Raw genomic sequence first — 25,128 nt, forward strand, 5'->3', positions numbered from 1 at the left:
CCGCGCACGGAAGCCGCGGAAAGGAACGGGCCGCCCGGCGTGTTGCCGGGCGGCCCGCGAAACCGAGAAGCCAAGATCAGACGCTGCGACGACGCCGCGTGTACCAGACCGAGGCGGCTCCGGCGGCCACCATCAGCGCGCCGAACGAGATGATCGCGCCCATCGGAGCGCCGGTCACCGGCAGGGCGTGCCCCGCGCTGACCCCGCCGCCCGTGCTCTGGCTCGGCGTCGGCGTGGCGGCCTGAACCGTCGTGCTCGGGGTGGCCGCGGTCGGTGGCACGGTGTCGACGTGCGCGGACGGGCTGGTCGGCACGGTCGTGGCCGGCGTCGTCGGCGTGTTGTAGCCGCCCTGGCCGCGGGTGTGGGCCGGCGTCGCCGCGCCCCCCGGAGCCTCGCCACCCGGAGCTGCGCCACCCGGAGCCGCGCCGCCGGGGGCTCCGCCGCCCGGAGTCCCCGCGCCGGCGTTGCCGTATCCGCCGGCGCCGGTGGCGCCGTAATCGCAGTTGTCGCGCGCGCCCGCAGGGCACGCCGAGGCGGTGGCGGCCGGGCGGGCGGCGTGGTCGCCCATCGCCATTGCCGGTGAGGCGGCGAAGACGAGGGCGGCGGCCGCGGGCAGTCCGGCGGCCAGAATCCGGCGAGTTGCACTCATGAGGAGTTATCCCGTTCTGTTGCGGTATTTCCAGGTCCGAACGGGAGCTTAGCGTCAATTGCCCGATTTACCCGCTAACGCCGCTCGGCGGGTCATCATCCCGGAAGACCACCGAAACGGTTACTTCGCCATATATGGGACAAAGCGAACATCTTTACTTCGAAACGAGGGTCGGCGGCGAACAGACCACCGTCGTACGGAGCCTGGAGCTGGACACTCGCCCCGGAGTCCAGATAGACCGACACCACCGTCCGGCCGCCCCGCCGCTCGGCCCGCAGATCCACCACCCGGTGCCACGGCGCCAGGTCATTGGCGAAGACCGACAGCGTACGGATCCCGCCCGCGCTGATCTCGGTGCCGGTGCAGCGCCCGGCCATCATGCCCAGCAGCCCCCCGGCCGCCGGCGGCCCGAAGGCCAGCATCGGCCACACCCACCCCGGCGGCGCCACGACCGCGGCGGCGGCCACGACGACCACGGCCACGACCCCGCCGAGGTAGAGGCCGCGGCCGAGAGCCTGCCGGCAGGTGGGACGGAAAGTCGCGGGCGATGCATCTTCCATGCACGGCCCAACGGGTGTGGCGATGGCAACGGCCGCACTCGGCGTGCGTCGGGACACATCGACGTACCTTTGGAGCATGGCAACAAACGACACCACCCTGCCCGCCACCGAGGACGAGTGGCGGGTCCGCCTCAGCCCGGAGGAGTTCCGGGTTCTCCGCCAGGCCGGGACCGAGGCGCCCTGGTCCGGCGAGTACGTCGACACCAAAACCGAGGGTACGTACGAGTGTCGCGCCTGCGGCGCCGCGCTGTACCCCAGTGACTACAAGTTCGACTCGCACTGCGGCTGGCCGTCCTTCGACGACGCCATCCCCGGGGCGGTCAAGGAGATCGAAGATCGCGCCCACGGCATGGTCCGCGTCGAGATCCGCTGCGCGCGGTGCGACTCGCACCTCGGCCACGTGTTCCGCGGCGAGCACTTCACCGACAAGAACACTCGCCACTGCGTGAACAGCCTGTCGATCCATCTGGAGCCGAAGGCATAATAAATCCAGAAAAATCGGGCAAGGTCGGCGTCGCCCAACCACGGCGCCGACAGCAACCACCGTGCCGACAGCAACCACCGTGCCGACAGCATCAGACGCGCGCCAGGTCCTCCACGACGTACTTCAGCCCGTTCGGAGCCGTTTGCCAGCCCGACGAATCCGTGACAACCCAGGAGTCGTCCAGCACCGGCGCCCGCGTATCTCCGGCAACGTCAAGATCGATGCGCGTACGCAAAATGTGCTCGGCTTTCGGCAGAAACGCCTCGTAGACCGCCGCCCCGCCCATGATCCAGACGTCCTCGGCGAGCGGGGCCTCGTCGACCGACCGCACAACCACGGCGCCCGGCGCGTCAAAAGCGGCAGCACGAGTCAGCACCACGTTCCGCCGCCCCGGCAGAGGCCGGACGGCGGCAGGCAACGATTCCCACGTCGCCCGCCCCATGACCACCGTCCCGCCCATGGTCCGCTCCTTGAACATGGCCTGCTCCCCCGGCAGCTTCCAAGGAATCCGGCCGGCGGCCCCGATCACCCGATCCCGGGCCTCCGCCCAGATCATGTGCACGGTCACACCGCCACCGGCGCCCGCAGAGCCGGGTGGTGCTGATAGTTCACCAGCGTGAAGTCGTCAAAGGCGTAGTCGAAGAGCGACGAGGCCGCCGCGATCTCCAGTGCGGGGAACTCGAATGCCGGCCGCGTCAGCTGTTCCGACACTTGCGAGACGTGGTTGTTGTAGATGTGGCAATCCCCGCCGACCCAGATGAAGTCGCCCGGCGCCAGCCCCGCCTGCTGCGCCACCATGCGGGTCAGCAGCGCGTACGAGGCGATGTTGAACGGCACCCCCAGGAAGAGGTCGGCCGAACGCTGATAGAGCTGGCACGACAGCTTCCCGTCGGCCACATAGAACTGGAACATCGCGTGACACGGCGCCAGCGCCATCGACGGCAGCTCCGCGACGTTCCACGCCGACACGATCATCCGCCGCGAGTCGGGGTCTTTGCGCAGCGTCTCGAGCACGCCGGCGATCTGATCGACATGCCCGCCGTCGGGGGTGGACCAGGACCGCCACTGCACCCCGTAGACCGGCCCGAGCTCACCGGATGGGTCGGCCCATTCATCCCAGATAGTGACACCCTGGTCGCGCAGCCAGCCCACGTTGCTGTCGCCGCGCAGGAACCACAGCAGCTCGACCGCGATCGACTTGAAATGCACCCGCTTCGTCGTGATCAGCGGAAACGTCTCCGACAGGTCGTAGCGCAGCCGCTCGCCGAACAGGCTCACCGTCCCGGTGCCCGTGCGGTCGGTCTTCGGAGTTCCGGTGGTAAGAACCCGTCGCAGCAGGTCCTCGTACTGGGTGTCGACAGCCATGCAGCAAACCTAGCCGCCGTGGCTCCGCCGGCGTCACCCCGGTGGCAGCGGAGGTGACGCACGACGGAGGTCCTATCCGGCCCAGGATTCCGACATCTGCGGAATTTGCTGATTCATCGCGCCGAGATCCTGCTGCTGCGCGCCGGCCTGAGCGGTCCCGGCCGCCACGGCGAACCCGAGCTCGGCCCCGATCTGCTGCCACCGCTCGTACAGCACCTGATCGAGCAGCACGGTCCGGATGTCCTGGTGGGCCGCCCGCAGCTCATCAACCGCCGCCTCGTACCGCGCGACACGCTTGTGCAGGTCCGAGGTCTCGTACATGGTCATGTCGCCAGATTAACCATAAATGAGAGCTTTTCCGGTTCGCTTGCGGTCAACAGACCCAAAAACCCCAAAACCATGATTCGTACGCGCAAAGCAGAACCACGCCGAGCAGCGGAAGCACCGCCACCACGCCCGAAGGGCGAGACACGCGCAGGTGCCGCGCGACCCTCTCATGACGGATACGGCCGCGCGCGGCCACCGGCCCTCACGGGCCGGAATCAGGGCTCACCAGAAGCGGCTACAGGCGCAGTTCGCTTCCGTCCGGCCCCACCACATCGGCGTGGTCGTCGTCCAGCCACACCCCGTCGGTGGCCAGGTACCGGAACGCGTGGTTGCCGGGCGGAAGCGGCACGCTGACCGTCCGCGTCCCGTCCCGGCGCAGCTTGAGCTCGTGCTCGCCGGGCTTCCAGCCGTTGAACGTGCCCACCACGCTGACCTGCCCCGGCGGGGCGTCGGCGGGCAGGCAGAAGGTCACCCGGGTCTTGTTGCCGAACAGCCGGCTCTTCTTGATCATGAAGACCTCCACAGCTCGGGCTTACATCCGTACAACGGGCGGCCACGATACGGGTGACGCCGCGCCGCAATACGATCTGCCACATGTCTCCGGAAGCCCGATACGACCTGTGTCACGCCTCGTTCGCCGACCTCGACGCCCCCACGCTGTACGCGATTCTCCGGCTCCGCAGCGAGGTCTTCGTGGTCGAGCAGAACTGCGTCTACCTCGATCCCGACGGACGGGACGCCGAGCCAGGAACCCGGCATATCTGGATCGAACGGGCCGGTGCAATCCGGGCGTACCTGCGTATTTTGGACGACGGTGAGGTTCCGCGCATCGGTCGTGTGGTCACCGCGCCGGACGCCCGCGGCAGCGGGCTGGCCGGCACGCTGGTCGCCGAGGCGCTGAAGGTCATCGGTGATCGCCCGAGCGTGCTGGACGCCCAGGCGCACCTCAAGAATTTTTACGCCAAGTTCGGCTACGAACAGACCGGCCCAGAGTTCGTCGAGGACGGCATTCCGCACATTCCCATGCGAAAGGCCTTGCTGACCGGCCAGGACCCTACGGCAGCGCCGCAACCAGTTCGCTGACCGAGCGGCGGCGGCCCGTGTAGAACGGAACCTCCTCGCGCACGTGCCGCCGTGCCGTCGCGGCCCGCAGGTCGCGCATCAGGTCGACGATCCGGTGCAGCTCGTCGGCCTCGAAGGCGAGCATCCACTCGTAGTCGCCCAGCGCGAACGACGCCACCGTGTTCGCCCGGACGTCCGGGTAGCCGCGGGCCATCTTGCCGTGCTCGGCCAGCATGAACCGCCGCTCGTCGTCGGGCAGCAGGTACCACTCGTAGGAGCGGACGAACGGGTACACGCACAGGTACGACCGCGGCTCTTCCCCGGCCAGGAACGCCGGCAGGTGGCTCTTGTTGAACTCGGCCGGCCGGTGCAGCGCCATCTGCGACCAGACCGGTGCGAGGTGGCGCCCGAGCGCGGTGCGCCGGAACAGCCCGTACGCGTCCTGCAGCGCGTCCGGCGACCCGGAATGCCACCAGATCATCACGTCGGCGTCGGCGCGCAGCCCCGACACGTCGTACGTGCCGCGGATCGTCACCTCCTGGCAGCCTTCAGTCCGCTCTTGGGCGGCGGGTGGGGCGGTTGGATGGGCGGCCAGCTGCTCGAAGAGGCCGTCGACCTCGCCGGACAGCTCATCACGAAGGGCCGGCAGCGGCGTCGCGGCCCGGAACACCGACCACATCGTGTACCGGATGGACGCGTTCAGCTCGTTGATCCTGGCCGCGTTCGTCTGCTCGCTCATCAACCCTCCAAGGTCTTGCTCACGTCTTCGGCGGCGCTATCCCCGCTGAGGCCCCTCATGCGGCCAACGCCTTGCTCACGTCTTCGGCCGCCCGCTCGCCGCTCGCGATGCACGCCGGAATGCCGACCCCGTCGAAGGCGGCCCCGGCCAGCGCCAGCCCCGGCGGCAGCTCGCCCCGCGCGAACGCCACCCGGTCGCGGTGCCCCGGCGCGTACTGCGGCAGCCCGCCGCCCCACCGCTGGATCCAGGACGCGGCCGGCGGCGGCAACTCCTCGCCGATCAGCTCTCCCAGCTCGCGCCGGGCCCGGTCGAGCAGCACCCCGTCGTCGAACTGCAGCCGTTCCTGCTCACCGAAGCGCCCCAGCGAGGCCCGCACCACGACCGGCCCGGCGTCCCGGGAGAGGTGCGGCCACTTGCGGGTGACGAACGTCGCCGCCTTGACCAGCGTCCCCTCGCTCGGCGGCACCAGGAACCCGGACAGCTCGGGCAACGGCGTCCCCGGCGGCAGCGCCAGCCCGACCAGCGCGACGCTCGCGTAGTCGAGCACGCCGACGGCCTCGGCGGCCTCGGCCGAGATCCCCGCGAGCAGCCGCGAGGCCGGCCGGGCCGGAACCGCGAGCACCACTGCGTCGACGTCGTCGGTCTGCGGAGCGGGCGCGGGCCCGAGCAGCAGCCGCCAGCCGTGCGCGGTGCGGGAGATGTCGCGTACCGGAAGACCGAGACTGATCCGCGCCCCGCCCGCCGCGGCCGCCGCGGCCACCAGCCGGGTCATGCCGCCCTCGACCGCCGAGAAGACCGGCCGCCCCGCGGTCTTGGCCCGCGCGCGCTGAGCGGCACGGACGGCCGCGCCCAGGGTGTGCTCCACCCGGGCGGCGGCGGCCAGCTGCGGCGCGGTCGCCTCGAGCGACAGGCCGTCGGCCCGGCCCGCGTAGACGCCGCCGAGCAACGGGTCGACCAGCCGGTCGACGATCGCGGCGCCGTACCGCGAGCGGACCAGCGCGCCCACCGCGATGTCGGCGCCCTCGGCCAGCAACGGATGGCCCTCGTCGATGTCGTGCCCGGACGCGCCGGCGACGCCGCCCAGCGACGACGGATCGGCCGGGACGCCCATCAGCGTGCCGCCCGGGATCGGCGTGAGGTGGCCCCCGATCGACAGCGCCGCCGGCACGGTGGCCGGGTGCACCAGCGACGGACCGAGGTCGAGACGTTTCGCGAGCGCCACGGCCGCCGACTCGCCGCCGTCCGGCGAGGAGGTCAGGAACGACTCGGCGCCGCGCTCGACCGGCAGGCCGCCCAGCTCGCCGGTGCGCAGCTTCCCGCCGAGGACGCCGCTCTGCTCGTACACGATGATGTCGGTCGCCGCCGGCGTGAGATCTCTCAGCCGCACCGCGGCGGCCAGGCCGGCGATGCCGCCGCCGATGACCGCAACCCGCTTCCGCACGTCATCCACCATCCCAGGCCACCACCCGGGGCCACCACCGGGGTCGGTGGGTGTGAGCCCGCCCCAAGACGGGCCGGGCCCAAGACGCGCCGGGCCCGGGACGGGTCAGCGCGCAGACGCGGTGTGCACCAGCTCGACGAGGCGGGTCAGCACCTCGGGCTCGGTCTCGGGCAGCACGCCGTGGCCGAGGTTGAAGACGTGACCGGGGGCGGCGCGGCCCTCGTCGAGCACCCGGCGAGCCTCCCGCTCGACGACCTCCCACGGCGCGAACAGCACGGCGGGATCGAGGTTGCCCTGCACCGAACGGCCCGGCCCGATCAGCTTCGTGGCGCTGTCCAGCGGCGTACGCCAGTCGACACCGACCACGTCGGCGCCGGCCTCGCCCATTGCGCGCAGCAGCACGGAGGTTCCCACACCAAAGTGGATCCGCGGCACGTCCTCGTTAGCCAGACCGGCCAGCACCTCGCGCGAGTGCGGCATCACGAACTCGCGGTAGTCGGCCTCGGAGAGCGCGCCGGCCCACGAGTCGAACAGCTGGACAGCGCTGACACCCGCCTCGATCTGCGTGCGCAGAAACGCCAGCGTGATGCCGGAGAGGCGGGTCAGCAGGGCGTGCCAGAGCCCCGGCTCGCCGTACATCATCGCCTTGGTCCTGGTGTATGTCCTCGACGGACCGCCCTCGATGAGGTAGCTGGCCAGCGTGAACGGCGCGCCCGCGAACCCGATGAGCGGGGTCTTGCCGAGCTCGCCGACGAGCAGCCGCACCGACTCGGCCACGAACGCGACGTCGTCGGCGGTGATCGGCCGCAGCCGGGCGAGGTCTTTCTCGGTGCGGATCGGCTCGGCGACCACCGGGCCGGTGCCGGCCACGATGTCCAGATCGACGCCGGCCGCCGCGATCGGCACCACGATGTCGCTGTACAGGACCGCCGCGTCCACGTTGTGCCGGCGGACCGGCTGCAGGGTGATCTCGGTGACCAGATCCGGTCGGCGGCAGGACTCCAGCATGCCGATGCCCTCGCGGATCTTGCGGTACTCGGGCAGCGAGCGCCCGGCCTGCCGCATGAACCAGACCGGGGTATGCGGCACGTCCTGGCCGCGGCACGCCCGCACCAACGGCGAATCGTCGAGAGTCACCGCGCAATCGTGCCATGTGCCGCCATCTCATCGATTACCAGGCGATCACCCGCGAAGGCACGGACGTTCGGCGCGGCGATCGACGACGGACACCGGGGATCGGCATAGGCTTCCGGCATGGCGACCCCCTCCGCTGCCCCTGACGCGTTCGCTCGCGCCGTGGACGGGCTGCGGGCGGCCGGGCCGAGACCCGAGATCCTCCTCGAAGAGATTCCGGCGCCGCAACGGCTGGCGCCGTTCTCGTACGCGTTGAGCGCGACCGTGCTGCGCAGCGGCGACGAGGTCGCCAGCGGCCGGCTGATCCTGCTGCACGACCCGGCCGGGCACGAGGCCTGGCACGGCGATCTGCGGCTGGTCACCCTGGTCACCGCCGAGCTGGAGCCCGACATGGCCGGCGACCCGCTGCTGCCCGCGGTGGCGTGGACCTGGCTGACCGACGCGCTCGAGCAGCACGCCGCGTCGTACACGGCGATCGGCGGCACGATCACGCAGACCGCGTCGACCCGCTTCGGCGAGCTGGCCGGGCCGGCGCCCACGGCCGACCTCGAGGTGCGCGCCTCCTGGACGCCGACCTCCACCGACACGGCCGCCCACCTGCTCGGCTGGTGCGCGATGCTCGCCTCGACCGCGGGCTTGCCGCCGCCCGGGGTGACCGCCCTGAACGACCGCCACCGCGTCGGCTAGCCGGGCCGAACCAGAGCCGGGCCGAACCAGAGCCGGGCCGAACCAGAGCCGGGCCGAACCAGAGCCGGGCCGACCAGAGCCGGGCCGACCAGAGCCGGGCCGACCAGAGCCGGGCCGACCAGAGCCGGGCCGACCAGCGGAGGGCTCAGCAGACGGCGAACGTGTCGCAGGCGGTCTTCACCGGGATGGCCAGGCCGATGCCCTCGGCGTCCTTCGCCTTCGCGGTCGCGAGCCCCACCACCTGGTTGTTCGCATTCACCACCGGGCCGCCCGAGTTGCCGGGGTTGATCGGCGCGTCGAACTGGATCGTCGGGCCGTCCGGGTCGTCCGGTCGATAGGCGCTGATCACGCCGGTGGTGACCGTGTCGTCGAGGCCGAGCGGCGCGCCCACCACAACCACCTGCTGGCCGGGCTTGACCTGGGCGGTCGCCGTGCCCAGGCCCGCGATCTCCTGGTTGGCGCGCAGCAGTGCCAGGTCCTTGCCCTTGCTGACCTTCACGATGGTGGCGCTGATCTTCGTGCTGCCGCGCTCGAGCGTCACCGCCTTGCCGCCACCGGTCCACACGTCGGCGACGACGTGGTAGTTGGTGAACAGGTTCGACTGCCCGTTCGCCGCCTTCGTGCCGACCGAGAACGCGGTGCCGGTGAACTCGCCGGCGCGTACCCGGAAGACGCTCGGCAACACCTTCGACGACACCGCCTCGGGGTCGAAGACCCCGGCCAGCTGCTTCTCCAGCCGGTCGGTCCGGTTCTTCTCGGTCGCGAGCACCGAGTGCAGCGAGGCGTTGTCGCTGTTCATGCTCTCGATCCGGTACGCCTGCCAGCCCGCCACCACCACCAGGACCGCCACCAGGCCCATCAGCAGCGGTTTCACCCGGGCCCGGCCGCGGCGGGAGGAAGGCTCGGGCTCGGCCGCCACCGGGAACGACCCGGTCAGCCCGCTGCTCTGCCACGACCGCGGATGCTGCGGCGGCTCCGGCTCCCAGCGTTGCTGCCCGGCTTCCCAGCGCTCGGGTGCTGACTCAGCTTCCCAGCGCTCCCGTACGGGTTCCGGCTCTGTGTACTGCTGTTGCTGCTGATATTGCGGCTCCCAGCGGGGCTCCGGCTCCCACGCAGGCCCGCCTCCCCGCTCCTCGGCGCGCCGGCGCCCGTCGTATCGGCGCTGGTCGGTGCCGTCGGCAGGGATGAACGGGTCGTACGTCGTGGTCATCCGGCACGGCCTCCCGAGTCTCGGCGCTGCGAGAGGTTATACGGACGAGAAGCCTTTTCGGATGAGTCGGCTTTAGATCGAGAACCGACGCGCCGGGACCCGGCTGCACATCGGTGGGGTGGTGCACCCGTACGGTTACGGAGTGACCGACGAAGCACCCCTGCGCCGTCGGGACGAGCCAGAGCCGGCAGGGGACGGACGACCGCTCCCCGAGCCGCCCGACCCGACGTCTGGCGGTCCCGACCCCCTGCCCGCCGCCGTCCCGCTGACCGCCCCCCGCGAGGGCACCCCCCGACCGGTCGAGTCCGCGACCGAGCTGGCCGAGATCGTGGCCAAGATGGCGGCCGGCTCCGGGCCGGTCGCCGTGGACGCCGAGCGCGCCTCCGGCTACCGCTACACCCAGCGGGCGTACCTGGTGCAGCTGCGCCGCGCCGGCGCCGGGACGGTCCTGATCGACCCACTGCCCCTCGACGACCTGCGCACGCTCGACGCCGCCCTGGCCGAGAGCGAGTGGGTACTGCACGCCGCCAGCCAGGACCTCGCGTGCCTGGCCGAAGTGGGCATGAAGCCGCGCCGCCTGTTCGACACCGAGCTGGCCGCGCGTCTGGCCGGCTTCGAGCGCGTCGGCCTCGCCGCGCTCACCGAGCAGCTTCTCGGGTTCTCCCTCGAGAAGCACCATTCCGCCGCGGACTGGTCCACCCGCCCGCTGCCGGAGTCGTGGCTGACCTACGCGGCTCTCGACGTGGAACTGCTGACCGACCTGCGCGACCATCTCGCCGCCGAGCTGGATCGCCAGGGGAAGTCGGCCTGGGCCGCCGAGGAGTTCGCCGCGCTCGTCGCGTCGGCCGACCGGCCGCCGCGGCTGCGGCCCGATCCGTGGCGTCGCACGTCCGGCATTCATCGGGTACGGGGAGCGCGCGCTCAATCTCGAGTGCGGGCGCTCTGGTACGCCCGGGACGGCGTGGCGGCCCGCCGCGACTCGGCGCCCGGTCGCGTACTGCCCGATTCGGCGATCGTCGCGGCCGCCGAATCGGATCCCAAGGAAGAGCGCACGCTGCTCGGCATACCCGGTTTCGGCGGCCGCTCGGTCCGCCGTCTGGCCCGGGTCTGGCTCGACGCGCTCGACGAGGCCCGGGCGCTGCCCGACGACGCGCTGCCGATCAACCAGCCGATGGACGGCCCGCCGCCGCCCCACCGCTGGGCCGAGCGCGACCCGATCGCCGCCGCGCGTCTGGCCCGCTGCCGAGGGGTCGTCGTCACCACCGCCGAGGCCAACCGCCTACCCCCCGAAAACCTGATAAGTCCGGACTACATCCGCCGCCTCGCCTGGTCACCACCCGACGAGGTGAGCGCGCAGACCGTCTCCGACACCCTGCGCGGCTTCGGAGCCCGCAACTGGCAGGTCACGCTGCTCGCGGTGCAGTTGGCCGAAGTACTGCCCGACCCCCCGCCAGCAGCCTGATCCTCGCGGACCGTCGCACCAAGCGACGGTCCGCATGGTTTTGGTAACCCACCTGTGACATATCTGCGGGGCGGTGGCACGCCTTAGTTACCGGTGAGTAGCATTGCCTCAAAATTGCGCTCGAGGAGGCTCCTGTGCCCCGTGAAGTACGTGAGGTCGTCTTCGTCGACGGCGTCCGCACACCGTTCGGCAAGGCGGGCGGCATGTATGCCGAGACCCGCGCCGATGACCTGGTCATTCGCTGCATTCGCGAGCTGATGCGGCGCAATCCTCAGCTTCCGCCCGAGCGGGTGGACGAGGTCGCGATCGCGGCCACCACCCAGATCGGCGATCAAGGGCTCACCATCGGGCGCACGGCGGCGCTGCTGTCGGGGCTGCCCAAGACCGTGCCGGGCTACGCCATCGACCGCATGTGCGCGGGCGCGATGACCGCCGTGACCAACGTGGCCGGCGGCATCGCGATGGGCGCCTACGACTTCGCGATCGCGGGCGGCGTCGAGCACATGGGCCGGCACCCGATGGGCGAGGGCGTCGACCCCAACCCGCGCATTCTGGCCGAGAAGCTGGTCGACCCGTCGGCGCTGGTGATGGGCTCGACGGCCGAGAACCTGCACGATCGCCTTCCGGAGATCACCAAGGAGCGGGTCGACCGGTACGGGCTCCATTCGCAGATCAAGACCGCCAAGGCGTACGCGGACGGCAAGCTGCAGCCCGATCTGGTGTCGGTGGCCGTTCGCAGCGCCGAGGAGGGCTGGGGGCTCGCGACCGTCGATGAGGCGCCCCGGGAGACTTCGCTCGAGAAGCTTGCGACGCTGAAGACGCCGTTCCGGCCGCATGGGCGGGTTACCGCGGGCAACGCCGCCGGCCTCAACGACGGCGCCACGGCGGCGCTGCTGGCCGATGAGGCCAGCGCTCGCTCACTGGGGCTGCCGGTGGCCATGCGGCTCGTTTCGTTCGGATTTGTCGGCGTGGAGCCGGAGATCATGGGCTACGGACCGATCCCGTCGACCGAAAAGGCGCTCCGGAAGGGCGGCCTGACGATCGACGACATCGGCCTGTTCGAGCTGAACGAGGCGTTCGCGGTGCAGGTGCTCGCGTTCCTCGACCACTACGGCATCGCCGAGGACGACCCTCGGGTCAACCCGTGGGGCGGCGCGATCGCGATCGGTCACCCGCTCGCCTCCTCGGGCGTGCGGCTGATGACGCAGCTGGCTCGGGAGTTCGCCGAGCACCCCGAGGTCCGCTACGGCCTCACCGCCATGTGCATCGGCATCGGCATGGGCGGCACCGTGATCTGGGAGAACCCGAACTGGGAAGGCGCGGCAAAGTGACCATCGAGCACCCGAATGAGGTCGTGACGAAGGCTCTCGTCCGGTTTGTCCAGGTGCCGGGGCTGGCCAGGAAGGCCGCGGTGATCACGCTGGACAACGGGCTCGACTACATGAAGCCGAACAGCTTCGGGCCCGGTGGGCTTGCGTCCCTGGATGCGGCGATCACCGCCGCCTCGGCGGCCGACCCGGCGTTCATCGCCTTGACCGGTAAGCCATACATTTTCTGCGTCGGCGCTGACATCACCGGCATTCCGTACATTTCAGACAAGGCGCAGGCAGTTGAGCTCGGCGAGCTGGGGCATCGGGTTTTCGCCCGGCTGAAGAATTCGACAATTCCGACTTTCGCCTTCATCAACGGCGCGGCGCTCGGTGGCGGGCTCGAGGTGGCGCTGCATTGCCACTACCGCACCGTCTCCGGCGGCGCGGCGGCCCTCGGCCTGCCCGAGGTCGCGATCGGCCTGGTCCCGGGCTGGGGCGGCAGCCAGCTGCTGCCCAACCTGATCGGCGCGCCGGGCGCGGCCCAGGTCATCCTGCAGAACCCGCTCACCCAGAAGGTCCTGCGCCCGAAGCAGGCGGCCGAACTGGGCGTCGCCGACGCGCTCTTCGAGCCGGCCGACTTCCTCGAGCGCTCGCTGGAGTGGGCCGCCGGCGTGGTGAACGGCGTTGTCACGGTCGAGCGCCCCGAGGTCGACAAAGACATGTGGGACGGGGTGCTGTTCTTCGCCAAGCAGCAGCTCGACCAGCGGCTGCACGGCGCCGTCCCGTCCGCGAACAAGGCGCTCGAACTGCTCGCCCTGGCCAAGGACGCGACCTTCGAGGACGGCGCCGCGGCCGAGACCGAGGCCCTCGCCGAGCTGATCATGGGCGACGAGGCGCGTGCTTCGCTGTACGCCTTCGACCTGGTGCAGCGCCGGGCGAAGCGGCCGGTCGGCGTGCCCGACAAGTCGCTGGCCCGCAAGGTCACCAAGGTCGGCATCATCGGCGCCGGGCTGATGGCGTCCCAGCTCGCGCTCCTGTTCGCCCGCCGCCTGCAGGTGCCGGTCGTGCTGACCGACCTCGACCAGTCCCGGGTCGACAAGGGCGTGGGCTACGTGCTGGGCCAGATCGAGAAGACGGTCGGCAAGGGCCGGATGGACGAGGGCACCGCCGCCAAACTGCGCGGCCTGGTGTCGGGCTCGGTCGACAAGTCCGTCTTCGCCGACGCCGACTTCGTGATCGAGGCCGTCTTCGAGAACCTCGACCTCAAGAAGCAGATCTGGGCCGAGCTCGAGAAGATCGTCTCCCCCGAGGCGATCCTGGCCACCAACACCAGCTCGCTGTCGGTGACCGAGATGGCCGCCGACCTCGAGCACCCTGAGCGGGTCGTGGGCTTCCACTTCTTCAACCCGGTCGCGGTCCTGCCGCTGCTCGAGATCATCAAGGGCGAGAAGACCGACGACGCGACGCTGGCCACCGCGTTCGCCGTCGGCAAGGAGCTGAAGAAGTCGTCGGTGCTGGTCAAGGACGCCCCGGCGTTCGTGGTCAACCGGGTGCTCACACGCTTCACCAGCGAGGTCTTCAAGGCCATCGACGCCGGCACCCCGCTCGAGGTCGTCGACACCACGTTCGACCCACTGGGCCTGCCGATGCGCCCGATCGCGCTGCTGCAGCTGGTCGGCCCGGCGGTCGCCTACCACGTCGGCGAGACGCTGCACCGGGCGTTCCCCGAGCGCTTCGCCGACAGCCCCACCCTCAAGCGGATCGTCGACGCCGGCCTGCCGCTCATGGACGACGACGAGATCAACCCCGAGGTGGTCAAGCTCGCTGCCGGCGGCCCCGCGCCGTTGTCCGCCGATGAGGTACGCGAGAACGCGCTGGCCGCGCTGGCCGAGGAGATCCGGATCATGCTGGACGAGGGTGTGGTCGCCGAGGCGCAGGACATCGACCTGTGCATGGTGCTCGGCGCGGGCTGGCCGTTCCACCTCGGCGGCGTGACCCCGTACCTGGACCGCAGCGGGGTCGCCGAGCGGGTGACCGGCCGGCGGTTCCTGCCGAAGGGCGTGGGTGGCCTCCCCGCGTGATCTTCGCAACGTAGTCGGATCGACGACGCCCCGCACCCACCTGGTGCGGGGCGTTGTCGCACTCCAGGGGGTTTTGTCCGGTCGGACGGGGCGTGCTGCCCCGGGTGGGGGGCGACTCCGTTTGGCGGCGACGGATAGGCTCCTGGGGTGGTATAGCCGATCGATGGAGCCCTGATGTCGCAGCCGCCGTACTCCGGCCCGCCCTATAACGGTCAGCCTTCTTCCGGCCAGCCTTCTTCCGGCCAGCCCTATGGCGGGCAGCCGTATCAGGGCCAGCAGTACCCTGCCCAGCCCAACCCGGACGTGCCGCCCACGCAGGCGTACCCGTCGTCGGGCCAGCCCGACTACGGCCAGCAGCCGCAGTACGGCCAGCCGCCGTCCTCGGGTCAGCCCGCGTACGGCCAGCCCTCCTACGGCCAGCAGCCGGGAACCTACGGCCAGCCCCAGTCGGGCCAGCCCCAGTACGGGCAGCCCGAATACGGACAGCCCCAGCCTCAGTACGGGCAGCCCGAGTACGGCCAGCAGCCGTACGCGCAGACCGACTACGCGCAGCAGGGCTTCGGCCAGCCGGGCTTCCCGCCGCCGACCCCGCCCAAGAAGTCGAAGACGCTGCCGATCATCCTGACGATCGTCGGCATCGTGCTGGTGCTCTGCGTCGGCGGCGGCACGGCGATCGCGCTGATCGCGAAGAACAACGACGACAAGACCACCGGCGCCGACCCGGTCGCCACGACCGAGCCGGCCGACCCGACGCCCACCCAGGGCGAGACCACCGAGCCGGCGCAGAAGGCCACCAAGACCACGATCGCGGCGCCGAAGACGCTGGGTGGCCGCCCCAAGCTCGACGACGAGCAGTTCGCCGGCATGGCCAACTCGCTCGAGTCGGCGCTGGGCCAGTTCCCCGGCGCGACCGGCTCGATCGGCGCGCTCTACGGCACGCCCGCGAAATCCGACATCGTGGTCGTCGCCGCGGCGCAGGCCCCGGTCGACGACCCGGCCGAGACGCTCGACCAGATGATCTCCAGCCTCGGCATCGGCGGCCTCAAGGTCTCCAGCATCTCGTCGGCGCCGACCGGCACCCTGGGCGGCTCCGCGAAGTGCGGCTCCTCCGAGGCCGGCGGCTCCGACATGGCGATCTGCAGCTGGGCCGACAACGGCAGCGTCGGCATGCTCATCTGGTACGACAAGTCGGTCGCCAAGGCCAAGGCCGAGTTCCCCAAGCTCCGGGCCCAGATCGAAAAGAAGAGCTGAGGCAGTCAAGCCGACACGCCGCGCGACTCGATCACATGATCGCAACGCTCCCGGCACGGACCGGACACGGTTCCGCGCCGGGAGCGTTCGTGTAACCCGCACCGGTCAGGATGGGTCGGTCTTGCCGACTGACTGAGGAGTTGTCCCGGTGGTGGTCCTGCAGCACCTGCGTCGCGTCCGGTGGGCGGTTCGCGCCACCCTGTTCCTCGGGGTGGCCGCCTCGGTGGTCGCCAACGTCCTGCACGCGCTGGACAACCCGATCAGCCAGGCCATCGCCGCCTGGCCACCGCTCGCCCTGCTCCTCACCGTCGAGCTGATCTCCCGCGTCCCGGTGCACCGCCGCTGGCTCGCCGCGACCCGCCTGCTCGCCACCGCGACGATCGCGGGCATCGCCGCCTGGGTCTCCTACTGGCACATGGCGGGCGTGGCCGCCCGCTACGGCGAGACGGGCGCCTCGCCCTACCTGCTGCCCCTGTCGGTCGACGGCCTGATCGTGGTAGCCAGCATCTGCCTGGTCGAGCTGGGCGGCCGCATCTCGTCCCTGGAGGACGAGAGCGCCGCCCCCGCCGCCGCAAGAGCCGACGCACGAGCCGCCCGGCCTGCAGACGCAGGAGCCGACCGGCTCGCAGGCGCAAGTGCCGACTCGCCCGCCGCCGCACCGGTCTCGCCCCGGCCCGAGGCTGTCCCCGAGACCACGATCCCGAGCCTGGTCCCAACCCCGGTCGCCGCCGGGCAGAACGCCCGCGCCGCGATGGACCATCGCACCCGCGCCGAGATCGCCGCCGCCCTCTCCCAGGACCGCGGCGGAATCCCTGCCTTCACCCCGGCCGTGACCCGCCAGCAGCGCCAGCCCGCCACCTCGGGCCGCGCCGTCCCGGCCCAGCGCGGCACCGCCGCCTCCCGAGCGGCCACGAGCCGAGCGGTCCCAGCCGCCCGCGGCGCCGGGAAGTCGCAGAGCGTTGCGAAGCCCGAGAAGAAGGAGCGCCGCTCCCCCGCCGAGACGGTCGCCCTTGCCAACCGCATCAAGGCCGAGCGCCCGTCCCTGACCGAGGCCGAGATCGCCGCCGAGCTGGGCATCAGCGCGTCCCGCTGGCGCACGGTCCGCCGCGAGGCCGCGGCCGGCGAACACACCCTCGCCGCCTGACGCACCACGCGGCGAAGCTGTCCGCCCGCGCCGCCTGACGCGTCCCGCGACGAAGCTGTCCGCCCGCTCGACGCGGGCTCAGGTCGCGAGGCCGACGTTCTTGCCGCGCGGTACCGCGGCCGATGCCGCCACCACCGGCGTCGCGTCGGCCGTCGGCAGCGACACCGTCACCTCGAGCCCGCCGCCCGGCTGGGCGACCGCCGACACCGTCCCGCCGTGCGCGTCGCAGACCGCCCGCACGATCGACAGCCCCAGCCCCGACCCGCGCGAGCCCGTGCGCTCCCAGCCGCCCCGGCGGAACGGCTCGAACAGCCCCGGCACGTCGGCCGGCTCGACCTCGTACCCGGTGTTGCCGACGATCAGGCGGGCCTGGCCGCTCACCATCTCGGTGCGCAGCCACAGCTTGCCGAGCAGGTGGTTGTAGCGGATCGCGTTCTCGATGAGGTTGCCGGCGAGCCGGTCGAGCAGGCTCGGGTCGCCCACCACCGGCGCCGGCTGAAGATCGGTGGTGACGTCCAGCTTGAGCCGCTCGGCCTCGGCCTTCACCGCCGACAGCGCGTTGTACACGCTCGTGGCCAGGTCGGCCGGCACCTTCCGCACCAGCCGCCGGCCGGACTGCGCCTCGGACCGGGCCAGCACCAGCAGCGCGTCGACCAGCCCGTTGGCCCGCTCGGAGGCGTTGCGCACGACCTTGGCCATGCGGCGGTACTCGGCCACGTCGGCCTCGTCGTCGCTGAGCGTCACGTCGATCTCGGTGCGCATCACGGCCAGCGGGGTGCGCAGCTCGTGCGACGCATTCGCCACGAATCTCTTCTGCGACTCGAACGCTCCGGCCAGCCGGTCGAGCATGGCGTCGAAGGTGCGGGCCAGCTCGGCCACTTCGTCGTCGGCGCCGGAATAGCGGATGCGCTGGTCGAGGGTCTCCTCGCCGAGGCGCTGGGCGGTCTGGGTGACCGCGTGCAGCGGCCGCAGCGCGCGCCCGGCCACGGCATACGCCCCGGCGATGCCGATGATGCCGATGGCCAGCAGTGCCACCAGACCCTTGACCAGCACCTCGCTGGAGGCCCGATTGACCACCGTGTTCTGCCAAGCGGTCGCGTCGCGGGTGGCGCCGTCGGCGAGCGTGACGGTCGAGCCCTGTTGGAGGGCGTCGACCGGGTGCATGGCGTCGCCGACCAGCAGCCAGGCGAGCAGCACGAGGATCGCGCCCGCGCCGACCAGCAGGATCCCGTTGAGCAGGGTGAGCCGCAGCCGCAGCGTGGGCCGGAGACTGAGCTCCAGCTTGCGCCGGCTGCGCCCGAGGTAGACGGTCATGAGAGGCCGACCGGTTCGGGCACGCGGTAACCGGCGCCGACCACGGTCTCGATCAGCGGTGGGTCGCCGACCTTCTTGCGCAAGGTCATCATGGTGACCCGCACCGTGGTGGTGAACGGGTCGGTGTTCGCGTCCCAGACCCGCTCCAGCAGCTCCTCGCTGGACACCACGCCGCCGCGGGCCTTGAGCAGCTCCTCGAGCACGCCGAACTCCTTGTTGGTGAGCTCGATGGGCACTCCGCCGCGGGTGACCACCCGGCGGGTCTGGTCGAGGATCAGGTTGCCGACCATGAGTACGGGCGGGGCGGCGGGGGTCGCGCGCCGGCCGAGCGCCTGCACCCGGGCCACCAGTTCCTCGAAGGCGAACGGCTTGGCCAGATAGTCGTCGGCGCCGAGCTGGAGTCCCTCGACCCGGTCGGCGACCGTGCCGCTCGCCGTGAGCATCAGCACCCGGGTCAGCGCGCCGGAGGCGACCAGGTCGGCGCAGATCTCGTCGCCGTGCTTGCCGGGCAGGTCACGGTCGAGAACCACCACGTCGTAGCGGGTTACGTAGGCCATCTCGTGGCCCTGGAGACCGTCGTACGCCACGTCGACCGCCATGCCCTTGCGCCGCAGTCCCCGGGCGATCGCGTCGCACAGGTTCCGCTCGTCTTCCACCACCAGCACGCGCACCGCACGACCTCCATAGCAACCGCAGGGCACCAGCCTCCCCGAGCCGGTGTGAAGAGGCCGTAAGAGAAGGCTACCGAAGCCGCCAGACGGCGACCGAGGCGTCGACGAGCCGGCAGACCATCACCTCGGCGCCCGTCTCGCAGCCGCCGGACACCCGGTCGGCGCGGCCAAGCACCTCTACCGACCGGTCGGTCGGGTCGAGCCGTCCGTAGAAGACCTGATAGCTGCCGGGGACATCGCGCTGGCCCCAGATCAGGCCGGTGTCGCCGGCCACGCCGAGCCCCTGCCAGGCGCCGAAATCCCCGAACAGGCGCCCGGTACGCGGGTCGAGCACCGACAAGGAAGCCCTCTCCTCCCCGCCGTCGGTCGCCAGCAGATAGGGACCCAGCGGCTCCGCGTATGCCCATTGGTCGGAGTCCCAGAGCAGGTGACCATCGGCCGGATCGAGCACGCTCATGCCGCGCTGCTGGCGGAAGGCGCAGATCACCGAGCCGCAATCGGTCTGCATCCAGCTCTGCCTGAGGTCGACCGGCGTGTGCCAGAGACGTCGCAGCTCGGGCAGGTGATAGCCCTCGAAGCCACCCGCGCCGGCGTTGATCAGCAGGAACGAGCTGACCGGCCAGATCATCCCGTCGAGGTGGTCGCTCGGCACGGTGGCCGAGGCGATCGGAAGGCCGGTGTGCGCGTCCCACGACCGCAGGTGGGCGTCGGAGAACGCGACCAGCCAGTCCGGGTAGCCGAGACCGGCGCCGCTCTCGGCGAGGAAGCCGGCGGCGGGGCGACCGACCCGCCAGCGCTCCCGCCCGGTCGCCAGGTCGATCGCGACGTCGCCGTCGTCGTCGCTGAGCAGGGCGATCCCGTCGGCCATGGAGGCGGAGACGAAACGCGCGGTCCGCTTCCACAGCATCGGGCCGCCGCCGGCCGGGTACGCGACGGTCGCCTGCCCACCGGTGGCGTCGAGCTGATAGCCCACGACGACGGTGCTCCCGGCCTGCTGGACGTTGACGACCGTGCCGGGGACCGGGACCGTGGTGCGGCTGACCACGTGCACCGACGGCAGCCGGTACGTGGTGATGACCCGGTCGCGCACCTCGTCGAAGCTGTCGACCCCGCCGGTGCCGATCACGTACATCAGGTCGCCGTCGAGGGTGAAGGTGTCGCCGAGCCGGGCCGGGATCACCGTGGGTTGCTGCGGGGGCGCCTGGTAGGCCGCGCCCGCGAGCAGCGCGAGCATCACCACCGAGAGCGCGCCGAGCAGCGCGCGGTAGGGCACCGGCGGCCGGCTCGCCGGGATCGTGGCCGGCGCAGCCCGGCGGTCCGGCACCTCACCAAGATCGATCATGGGGTGACTCACGGGTGGATCCATTGTGCAGCCGTCAAGGGCTGTAGGCCCAGACCTCGAGGCCCTCGTTCCCGCGGCACATCACGTAATGCCGGTCGGAGGTGCAGTCGCTGACGGGGCCGGTGCTGGCGCCGAGCAGCTGCACCTGGTCCTTGCCGGCGAGCACCACGCCGAACGCGCTCTTCCCGGCCTCGAGGCTGCGGCGCAGCACGAGCGGCAGGCTCTGGTCGGCGGTGAGGCCGGCGTCCCAGCCGGTCAGGTCGACCCGGGCGGCGCCGGTGGCCCGGTCGACCAGGCGCAGCGGCGCGCCGGTGTCGGGCTCTTTCTCGAGCACGTACCCGTCGTGCTCGCCGAGGTCGACCTCGGCCGGCGCCCGCCAGGCGGCCCGGCCGGTGGCGGGGTCGAGCACGTCGAGCGCGGCACGCGGCCCGGCGCAGAGCAGGTTGGCGCAGTCCGGCGGGTCGAGCAGCACTTCGGGGACGGACCGCTGCCAGCGCTTGGCGAGCGTGTCGGGCGCGTAGGCGACCTCCTGCCCGTCGAAGGCGTAGTCGCCGTACCGGACCAGCAGCAGGCCGTCGGCGAGCGAGCCGCCGGCCGGGCCGCTGTCACCGATCTTGGGAAGCCGGAGGGTCCGGCCGACCTCGCCGGTGTCGCCGTCGATCCGCTCGAGCCGGTCGGAGGCGAGCACGAGCACGGTCGCGGCGTCGCCAGGCGCGGTGAAGACGTTGACCGAGCCGCCCACCGCGTCGGTCCAGACCGTCGCGCCGGTGCGCAGGTCGACGCCGCGGATCTCGGTGCGCACCGGCGGCTCGACGTGCGGCTCGCCGGTGGACGAGAAGTAGAGCAGGCCGGGCTCGCCCGAATCCTGGTCGTAGACGGTGCCGGGCCGGAACACCTGGGTCTGTGTGACGCCGATCCGGCCACCGGCCAGCGGGGTGACGCCGACCGGGGAGCGCCAGCGGATCCCGCCGGTGGCCGCGTCGACGACGGTGGTGGCCGGCCCGTCGGAGAGCAGCAGCATGTCGCCGGCCGGCCGGGCCTCCACTCCGCCGAAGCCCACGTCGTCGGGGCCGGTCACCTGGGCCGGGAAACGCACGGTCCACAGCCGGCGCGGCGGCGAGTCGAGCTGCCAGGCCGTGGTGATCCGCTCGGCGCCGGCCGAAGCCATCGTGTAGACGCGGTCGCCGACCAGCCGGGACTGGGTCTCGGTACCGCCGGGCGGGGGCACCGCGCCGAGGTGCCGCCAGAGCGTGGGAGCGCCGGTCGAAGCGCCGCCGAGCGCCAGCAGCAGCACGGCGACCAGGAGCAGGCCGGGGATCCGGTAACGGTGGGCGGGTGGCAGCGATCTGAGCGTCGGGTCGGGCTGGATGGTCAGGTCCAGCTCGATCAGCGCCAACGCTCCTACCCCTCCCGGTACGCCCAGACGACCAGCTCGCCGTACATCGTCCGGCAGACGAGCCGGGCGGGCGCGGCCTGGCACTCGCCGGTGCCCTGGGGCAGGGTGTCCAGCAGGCGCGGTCTGGTGTCGCCCGGCCGGGCGACGGCGACCATGGTACGACTTCCGCCGTCGGTGGACCGCGTGAGCAGCAGCCCGCCGTCCTCGCCGGTGCCGTTGACCGGGCGCCAGCCCTCCAGCGAGACCTGCTGCGCGCCGGTGTCCGGGTCGATCACGCCGATCGGTGAGGTGCCGTCCGGGTCGCCGTACGCGACGAACATCTCCCCGTACTGGGTGATGCTGTGCCAGGTGGGCTGGGCCCAGAGGGTGTCGCCGGTGAACGGGTCGATCGCGCGCACGCCGTCCGCACCGCTCAGGCAGGCGTTGATGCCGCAGGCCTCGATCTGGTACGAGCTGCCGGCCGGCACGGTCCAGACCTGCTTGAGGGTGACCGGGTCGTACGCGGAGATCTCCGCCCCGACGACGCCGGGGTGCCGCAGCAGGATCCGCCCGCCGGCCACCACCGGGTTGGCCGGGTTGTAGTCGGCGGCCGGCACCTTGCGGCTGACCAGCACCTTGCCGGTCTCGAGGTCGTGGATCGCGAGCGTGCGGTCGTCGTGGACGAGCAGCATCCGGGACTCGTCGTCGCCGACGCCGGGCACGCCGAGCAGCACCGCGGTCGAGGGCACCTGCACCGTCCACAGGGTGCGCCCGGTGGTCGGGTCGACCGCGTCGATCGGGCCTTGCACCCGGCGGCCGGAGCCGCTGAGGCTGCGCACCGACGAGACGGCGAGCAGCGTCGACGAGCCGGCGAGGTTGACGACATTGCCGGGCCGCTCCCACATGGCGCCGCCGGTGAATGTGGAGACGGCCGTGGTGCCCGGCTCGGTCGCGCCGGTCGTCCACGGCCGCATCAGCACGATGTCGTCGGCGAGCCGCAGCCGGTAGGCGGGCGTGGACTGCCCGGCCTGCCAGCGCAGCCGCCCGTCGTCGAGGTTGTACGAGGTGAGCAGCCCGAAGGTCTGCGCGAGCAGTTGGCCGTCGCCGGTCATCGCGTAGGTGTCGGCCGGGCCGACCTGCAAGCGGAAGACTGTGGAGAGCGGCGACTTCGCGGGCGCCACCGACCCGGCCGTCAGCAGCAGCACGAGCGCCGCGAGCAGCGCGGCCGGAAGCCAGATCGGGGTGGTCCGTCGACCCGGCGAATCGTAGGTGGGTGGCTCGCCACGCTCGAGGCCAAGATCGATGACAACCGTGTCGCTCATCGCCCAAAAATAACGACTAGATAACGGAACCGCCGCGAAGCGGTCCCATTCCGGCGCCTTTAGGCTGTTTAGGCTTTCTCCCGTGCGACTTTGTGAGGCCCGTTCGTCAGAGGGCTCTCTGCGGCTCGGCCGCGTCCTCGAGGCGGGAGACCCACTCGGTGACGTCACGCGCGATGTCCTGCGCCGTGAGGCCCAGCGCGGTCAGGATCTCGGCCCGAGTGCCGTGCGGGTGGAAACCGGTGGGCACGCCGAAGTCGCGCAACGGCACGTCGATCGCCGAGTCGCGCAGCGCGCTGGCCACCGCGTCGCCGACCCCGCCGGCGCGGATGCCGTCCTCCAGGGTGACGACCATGCGGTGCTGGCCGGCCAGGCCGATCAGCTCGATCGCCACCGGACGCACCCAGCGCGGGTCGACCACGGTCACGCCGTAGCCCTGCTCGGCGAGCCGGTCGGCGACCTCGAGGCCGATCCCGGCGAATGAGCCCACGGCCACCAGCAGCACGTCCTTGCGGTCGCCCTCGCGCAGGACGTCGACCTGCCCGAAACGGCGCACGGCGGGGGTCTCGGGCGCCACCGAGCCGGTCGGGAACCGTACGATCGTCGGCCCGTCGTCGACCGCGACCGCCTCCCGCAGTTCCTCGCGCAGGGTGGCCGCGTCGCGCGGCGCCGCGATACGCAGGCCGGGCACCACGCCGAACACGCTCATGTCCCAGATGCCGTAGTGACTCGGGCCGTCCGGCCCGGTGATGCCGGCCCGGTCGAGCACGAAGGTCACCGGCAGCCGGTGCATCGCCACGTCAAGCAGCACCTGGTCGAACGCCCGGTTGAGGAACGTGGCGTAGACCGCCACCACCGGGTGCAGGCCGCCCATGGCCAGGCCGGCCGCGCTGGTCGCCGCGTGCTGCTCGGCGATGCCCACGTCGTACGCGCGAGCCGGGTACTTGCGGGCGAGCGCGGCGATGCCGGTCGGCTCGGCCATGGCCGCGGTGATGCCGACGATGTCGAGCCGCTCGTCGGCGATCCGCACCAGTTCCTCGGCGAAGACGTGCGTCCACTTCACCGACGGCTTGGCGAGCAGCTTGCCGGTCTCGACGTCGAAGGCGCTGCCCGGGCCGTGCAGGCGGTCGGCCTCGTCGAGCTCGGCGGGACGGTAGCCGTAGCCCTTGCGGGTCACCGCGTGCACGATGACCGGCGCGTTGAAGCCCTTGGCCCGGCGCAGCGCCGATTCCATGGCGACGATGTCGTGGCCGTCGACCGGACCGATGTACTTGATGCCGAGGTCCTCGAACATCGGCTGCGGGCTGACCGCGTCCTTGATGCCCTTCTTGACCGCGTGCAGCACCTCGTAGACCGGCTTGCCCACCACCGGGGTCGAGCCGAGCGCGTCCTTCACCAGATCGAGCACCCGCTCGTAGCCCGGGTTGAGGCGCAGCGTGGAGAGGTGGTCGGCCAGGCCGCCGATGGTCGGCGCGTACGAGCGGCCGTTGTCGTTGACGACGATGACCAGCCGGTTCTTCGCGGCGGCGATGTTGTTGAGCGCCTCCCAGCACATGCCGCCGGTGAGCGCGCCGTCGCCGACCACGGCCACCACGTGCCGTTCCTCGCCGCGCAGCGCGTACGCCTTCGACATGCCGTCGGCGTAGGACAGGGCGGTCGAGGCGTGCGAGTTCTCGATGTAGTCGTGCTCGCTCTCGGCGCGGCTCGGGTAGCCGGAGAGGCCGCCGCGCTGGCGGAGCAGGTCGAAGCCGTCCTGCCGGCCGGTGACGATCTTGTGAACGTACGCCTGGTGGCCGGTGTCGAAGAGCAGGCTGTCCCGCGGGGACTCGAAGACCCGGTGCAGGGCCAGGGTCGTCTCCACGACGCCCAGGTTGGGCCCCAGGTGGCCGCCGGTGCGGGACACCTTGGCCACCAGGAAGTCGCGGATCTCGGCGGCCAGCAGGGTCAACTGCTCTCCAGTGAGGCGCTTGAGGTCACCCGGAGAGGTGATGGACGCCAGCAGGCCGGTCGAGGCGGGGTGGGCTTCGCTCATGGGTGCGAAGTCTATCGGCGCTGGGTGGGGGCGCACGCCGCGCGAACGGACAGAGCCTGGTCCTACACACAACCTCCACATCACCGGGATCGGTGACTTCGCTCACATGCGAGGCGATATGGCATCCTGGGAAACCTCTGCGCGACTGGCGGCACGGGGATGGGTGACC

General features: G+C 71.6%; 24 protein-coding genes. 8 read left to right on the plus strand and 16 right to left on the minus strand.

The window, feature by feature from the left end:
* Positions 1 to 76: 76 nt before the first annotated feature.
* On the minus strand, positions 77 to 649 hold the full coding sequence (locus ACIA5D_RS00665; protein ID WP_396027709.1) for a hypothetical protein: 573 nt from the start codon (positions 647 to 649) through the stop codon (positions 77 to 79).
* 95 nt (positions 650 to 744) lie between these two features.
* Positions 745 to 1,209 (minus strand): hypothetical protein, encoded by a 465-nt coding sequence (locus ACIA5D_RS00670; RefSeq protein WP_396027710.1) that lies wholly within the window; start codon positions 1,207 to 1,209, stop codon positions 745 to 747.
* A 76-nt stretch (positions 1,210 to 1,285) separates the two neighbouring features.
* Between ACIA5D_RS00670 and msrB the strand changes: the two genes are divergently transcribed.
* Positions 1,286 to 1,693, plus strand: a complete 408-nt coding sequence (msrB, locus tag ACIA5D_RS00675) for a peptide-methionine (R)-S-oxide reductase MsrB (RefSeq protein WP_396027711.1) — start codon at positions 1,286 to 1,288, stop codon at positions 1,691 to 1,693.
* A 91-nt stretch (positions 1,694 to 1,784) separates the two neighbouring features.
* Here the strand turns inward: msrB and ACIA5D_RS00680 are convergent, their stop codons facing one another.
* From ACIA5D_RS00680 to ACIA5D_RS00695, 4 genes are all read right to left on the minus strand, one after another.
* Entirely contained in the window at positions 1,785 to 2,261 is a 477-nt protein-coding gene (locus ACIA5D_RS00680; protein WP_396027712.1) for a dihydrofolate reductase, read from the minus strand.
* Entirely contained in the window at positions 2,258 to 3,058 is an 801-nt protein-coding gene (locus ACIA5D_RS00685; RefSeq protein WP_396027713.1) for a thymidylate synthase, read from the minus strand. The genes ACIA5D_RS00680 and ACIA5D_RS00685 overlap by 4 nt, the downstream gene beginning before the upstream one ends.
* Positions 3,059 to 3,130: 72 nt before the next feature.
* Positions 3,131 to 3,385 (minus strand): hypothetical protein, encoded by a 255-nt coding sequence (locus ACIA5D_RS00690; protein ID WP_396027714.1) that lies wholly within the window; start codon positions 3,383 to 3,385, stop codon positions 3,131 to 3,133.
* A 235-nt stretch (positions 3,386 to 3,620) separates the two neighbouring features.
* On the minus strand, positions 3,621 to 3,896 hold the full coding sequence (locus ACIA5D_RS00695) for an isoamylase early set domain-containing protein (protein ID WP_396027715.1): 276 nt from the start codon (positions 3,894 to 3,896) through the stop codon (positions 3,621 to 3,623).
* 83 nt (positions 3,897 to 3,979) lie between these two features.
* Here ACIA5D_RS00695 and ACIA5D_RS00700 point away from each other — a divergent pair, with 83 nt between their 5' ends.
* Positions 3,980 to 4,468 (plus strand): GNAT family N-acetyltransferase, encoded by a 489-nt coding sequence (locus ACIA5D_RS00700; RefSeq protein ID WP_396028553.1) that lies wholly within the window; start codon positions 3,980 to 3,982, stop codon positions 4,466 to 4,468.
* Here ACIA5D_RS00700 and hemQ read toward each other — a convergent pair.
* From hemQ to hemE, 3 genes are all read right to left on the minus strand, one after another.
* Positions 4,440 to 5,186 carry a hydrogen peroxide-dependent heme synthase gene (hemQ, locus tag ACIA5D_RS00705; protein WP_396027716.1) on the minus strand — a complete coding sequence of 249 codons (747 nt, stop codon included), beginning with the start codon at positions 5,184 to 5,186 and terminating at the stop codon, positions 4,440 to 4,442. The two genes, ACIA5D_RS00700 and hemQ, sit on opposite strands and share 29 nt — an antisense overlap.
* A 55-nt stretch (positions 5,187 to 5,241) precedes the next feature.
* Complete coding sequence (hemG, locus tag ACIA5D_RS00710; RefSeq protein ID WP_396027717.1) at positions 5,242 to 6,639, minus strand: protoporphyrinogen oxidase; 1,398 nt, start codon at positions 6,637 to 6,639, stop codon at positions 5,242 to 5,244.
* A gap of 93 nt (positions 6,640 to 6,732) precedes the next feature.
* Positions 6,733 to 7,764, minus strand: coding sequence for a uroporphyrinogen decarboxylase (gene hemE / locus ACIA5D_RS00715; protein ID WP_396027718.1), 1,032 nt, complete (start codon positions 7,762 to 7,764; stop codon positions 6,733 to 6,735).
* Positions 7,765 to 7,881: 117 nt separating this feature from the next.
* On the opposite strand from hemE, the gene ACIA5D_RS00720 reads away from it, so the two are divergent.
* Complete coding sequence (locus tag ACIA5D_RS00720; protein ID WP_396027719.1) at positions 7,882 to 8,448, plus strand: DUF3000 domain-containing protein; 567 nt, start codon at positions 7,882 to 7,884, stop codon at positions 8,446 to 8,448.
* Between the two features lie 145 nt (positions 8,449 to 8,593).
* On the opposite strand, the gene ACIA5D_RS00725 is transcribed toward ACIA5D_RS00720, so the two are convergent.
* Positions 8,594 to 9,658, minus strand: a complete 1,065-nt coding sequence (locus ACIA5D_RS00725) for a S1C family serine protease (RefSeq protein WP_396027720.1) — start codon at positions 9,656 to 9,658, stop codon at positions 8,594 to 8,596.
* Positions 9,659 to 9,800: 142 nt separating this feature from the next.
* Between ACIA5D_RS00725 and ACIA5D_RS00730 the strand changes: the two genes are divergently transcribed.
* The 5 genes from ACIA5D_RS00730 (at position 9,801) to ACIA5D_RS00750 (ending at position 16,906) form a co-directional block, all read left to right on the plus strand.
* A complete protein-coding gene (locus ACIA5D_RS00730; protein WP_396027721.1) occupies positions 9,801 to 11,120 on the plus strand; it encodes a ribonuclease D in 1,320 nt (439 codons plus the stop codon).
* 134 nt (positions 11,121 to 11,254) lie between these two features.
* A complete protein-coding gene (locus tag ACIA5D_RS00735; protein ID WP_396027722.1) occupies positions 11,255 to 12,451 on the plus strand; it encodes a thiolase family protein in 1,197 nt (398 codons plus the stop codon).
* Positions 12,448 to 14,511, plus strand: coding sequence for a 3-hydroxyacyl-CoA dehydrogenase NAD-binding domain-containing protein (locus ACIA5D_RS00740; RefSeq protein ID WP_396027723.1), 2,064 nt, complete (start codon positions 12,448 to 12,450; stop codon positions 14,509 to 14,511). The genes ACIA5D_RS00735 and ACIA5D_RS00740 overlap by 4 nt, the downstream gene beginning before the upstream one ends.
* A gap of 174 nt (positions 14,512 to 14,685) precedes the next feature.
* The gene (locus tag ACIA5D_RS00745; RefSeq protein ID WP_396027724.1) at positions 14,686 to 15,762 is read left to right on the plus strand and encodes a hypothetical protein; all 1,077 of its coding nucleotides are present in this window, start codon (positions 14,686 to 14,688) and stop codon (positions 15,760 to 15,762) included.
* 148 nt (positions 15,763 to 15,910) lie between these two features.
* A complete protein-coding gene (locus ACIA5D_RS00750) occupies positions 15,911 to 16,906 on the plus strand; it encodes a DUF2637 domain-containing protein (RefSeq protein ID WP_396027725.1) in 996 nt (331 codons plus the stop codon).
* Positions 16,907 to 16,984: 78 nt separating this feature from the next.
* Here the strand turns inward: ACIA5D_RS00750 and ACIA5D_RS00755 are convergent, their stop codons facing one another.
* The 6 genes from ACIA5D_RS00755 to dxs all read right to left on the minus strand — a co-directional run bounded on the left by ACIA5D_RS00755 (position 16,985) and on the right by dxs (position 24,959).
* Positions 16,985 to 18,220 carry a sensor histidine kinase gene (locus ACIA5D_RS00755; RefSeq protein WP_396027726.1) on the minus strand — a complete coding sequence of 412 codons (1,236 nt, stop codon included), beginning with the start codon at positions 18,218 to 18,220 and terminating at the stop codon, positions 16,985 to 16,987.
* Positions 18,217 to 18,891 carry a response regulator transcription factor gene (locus ACIA5D_RS00760; protein ID WP_396027727.1) on the minus strand — a complete coding sequence of 225 codons (675 nt, stop codon included), beginning with the start codon at positions 18,889 to 18,891 and terminating at the stop codon, positions 18,217 to 18,219. The genes ACIA5D_RS00755 and ACIA5D_RS00760 overlap by 4 nt, the downstream gene beginning before the upstream one ends.
* 70 nt (positions 18,892 to 18,961) lie before the next feature.
* On the minus strand, positions 18,962 to 20,245 hold the full coding sequence (locus ACIA5D_RS00765; RefSeq protein WP_396027728.1) for a hypothetical protein: 1,284 nt from the start codon (positions 20,243 to 20,245) through the stop codon (positions 18,962 to 18,964).
* A gap of 22 nt (positions 20,246 to 20,267) precedes the next feature.
* Positions 20,268 to 21,629, minus strand: coding sequence for a PQQ-binding-like beta-propeller repeat protein (locus tag ACIA5D_RS00770; RefSeq protein WP_396027729.1), 1,362 nt, complete (start codon positions 21,627 to 21,629; stop codon positions 20,268 to 20,270).
* 5 nt (positions 21,630 to 21,634) lie between these two features.
* Positions 21,635 to 22,930 (minus strand): PQQ-binding-like beta-propeller repeat protein, encoded by a 1,296-nt coding sequence (locus ACIA5D_RS00775; RefSeq protein WP_396027730.1) that lies wholly within the window; start codon positions 22,928 to 22,930, stop codon positions 21,635 to 21,637.
* A 106-nt stretch (positions 22,931 to 23,036) separates the two neighbouring features.
* On the minus strand, positions 23,037 to 24,959 hold the full coding sequence (dxs, locus tag ACIA5D_RS00780) for a 1-deoxy-D-xylulose-5-phosphate synthase (protein WP_396027731.1): 1,923 nt from the start codon (positions 24,957 to 24,959) through the stop codon (positions 23,037 to 23,039).
* Positions 24,960 to 25,128: the final 169 nt, after the last annotated feature.

Source organism: Actinoplanes sp. NPDC051513 (genome assembly GCF_044454685.1).
Lineage (GTDB): Bacteria > Actinomycetota > Actinomycetes > Mycobacteriales > Micromonosporaceae > Actinoplanes.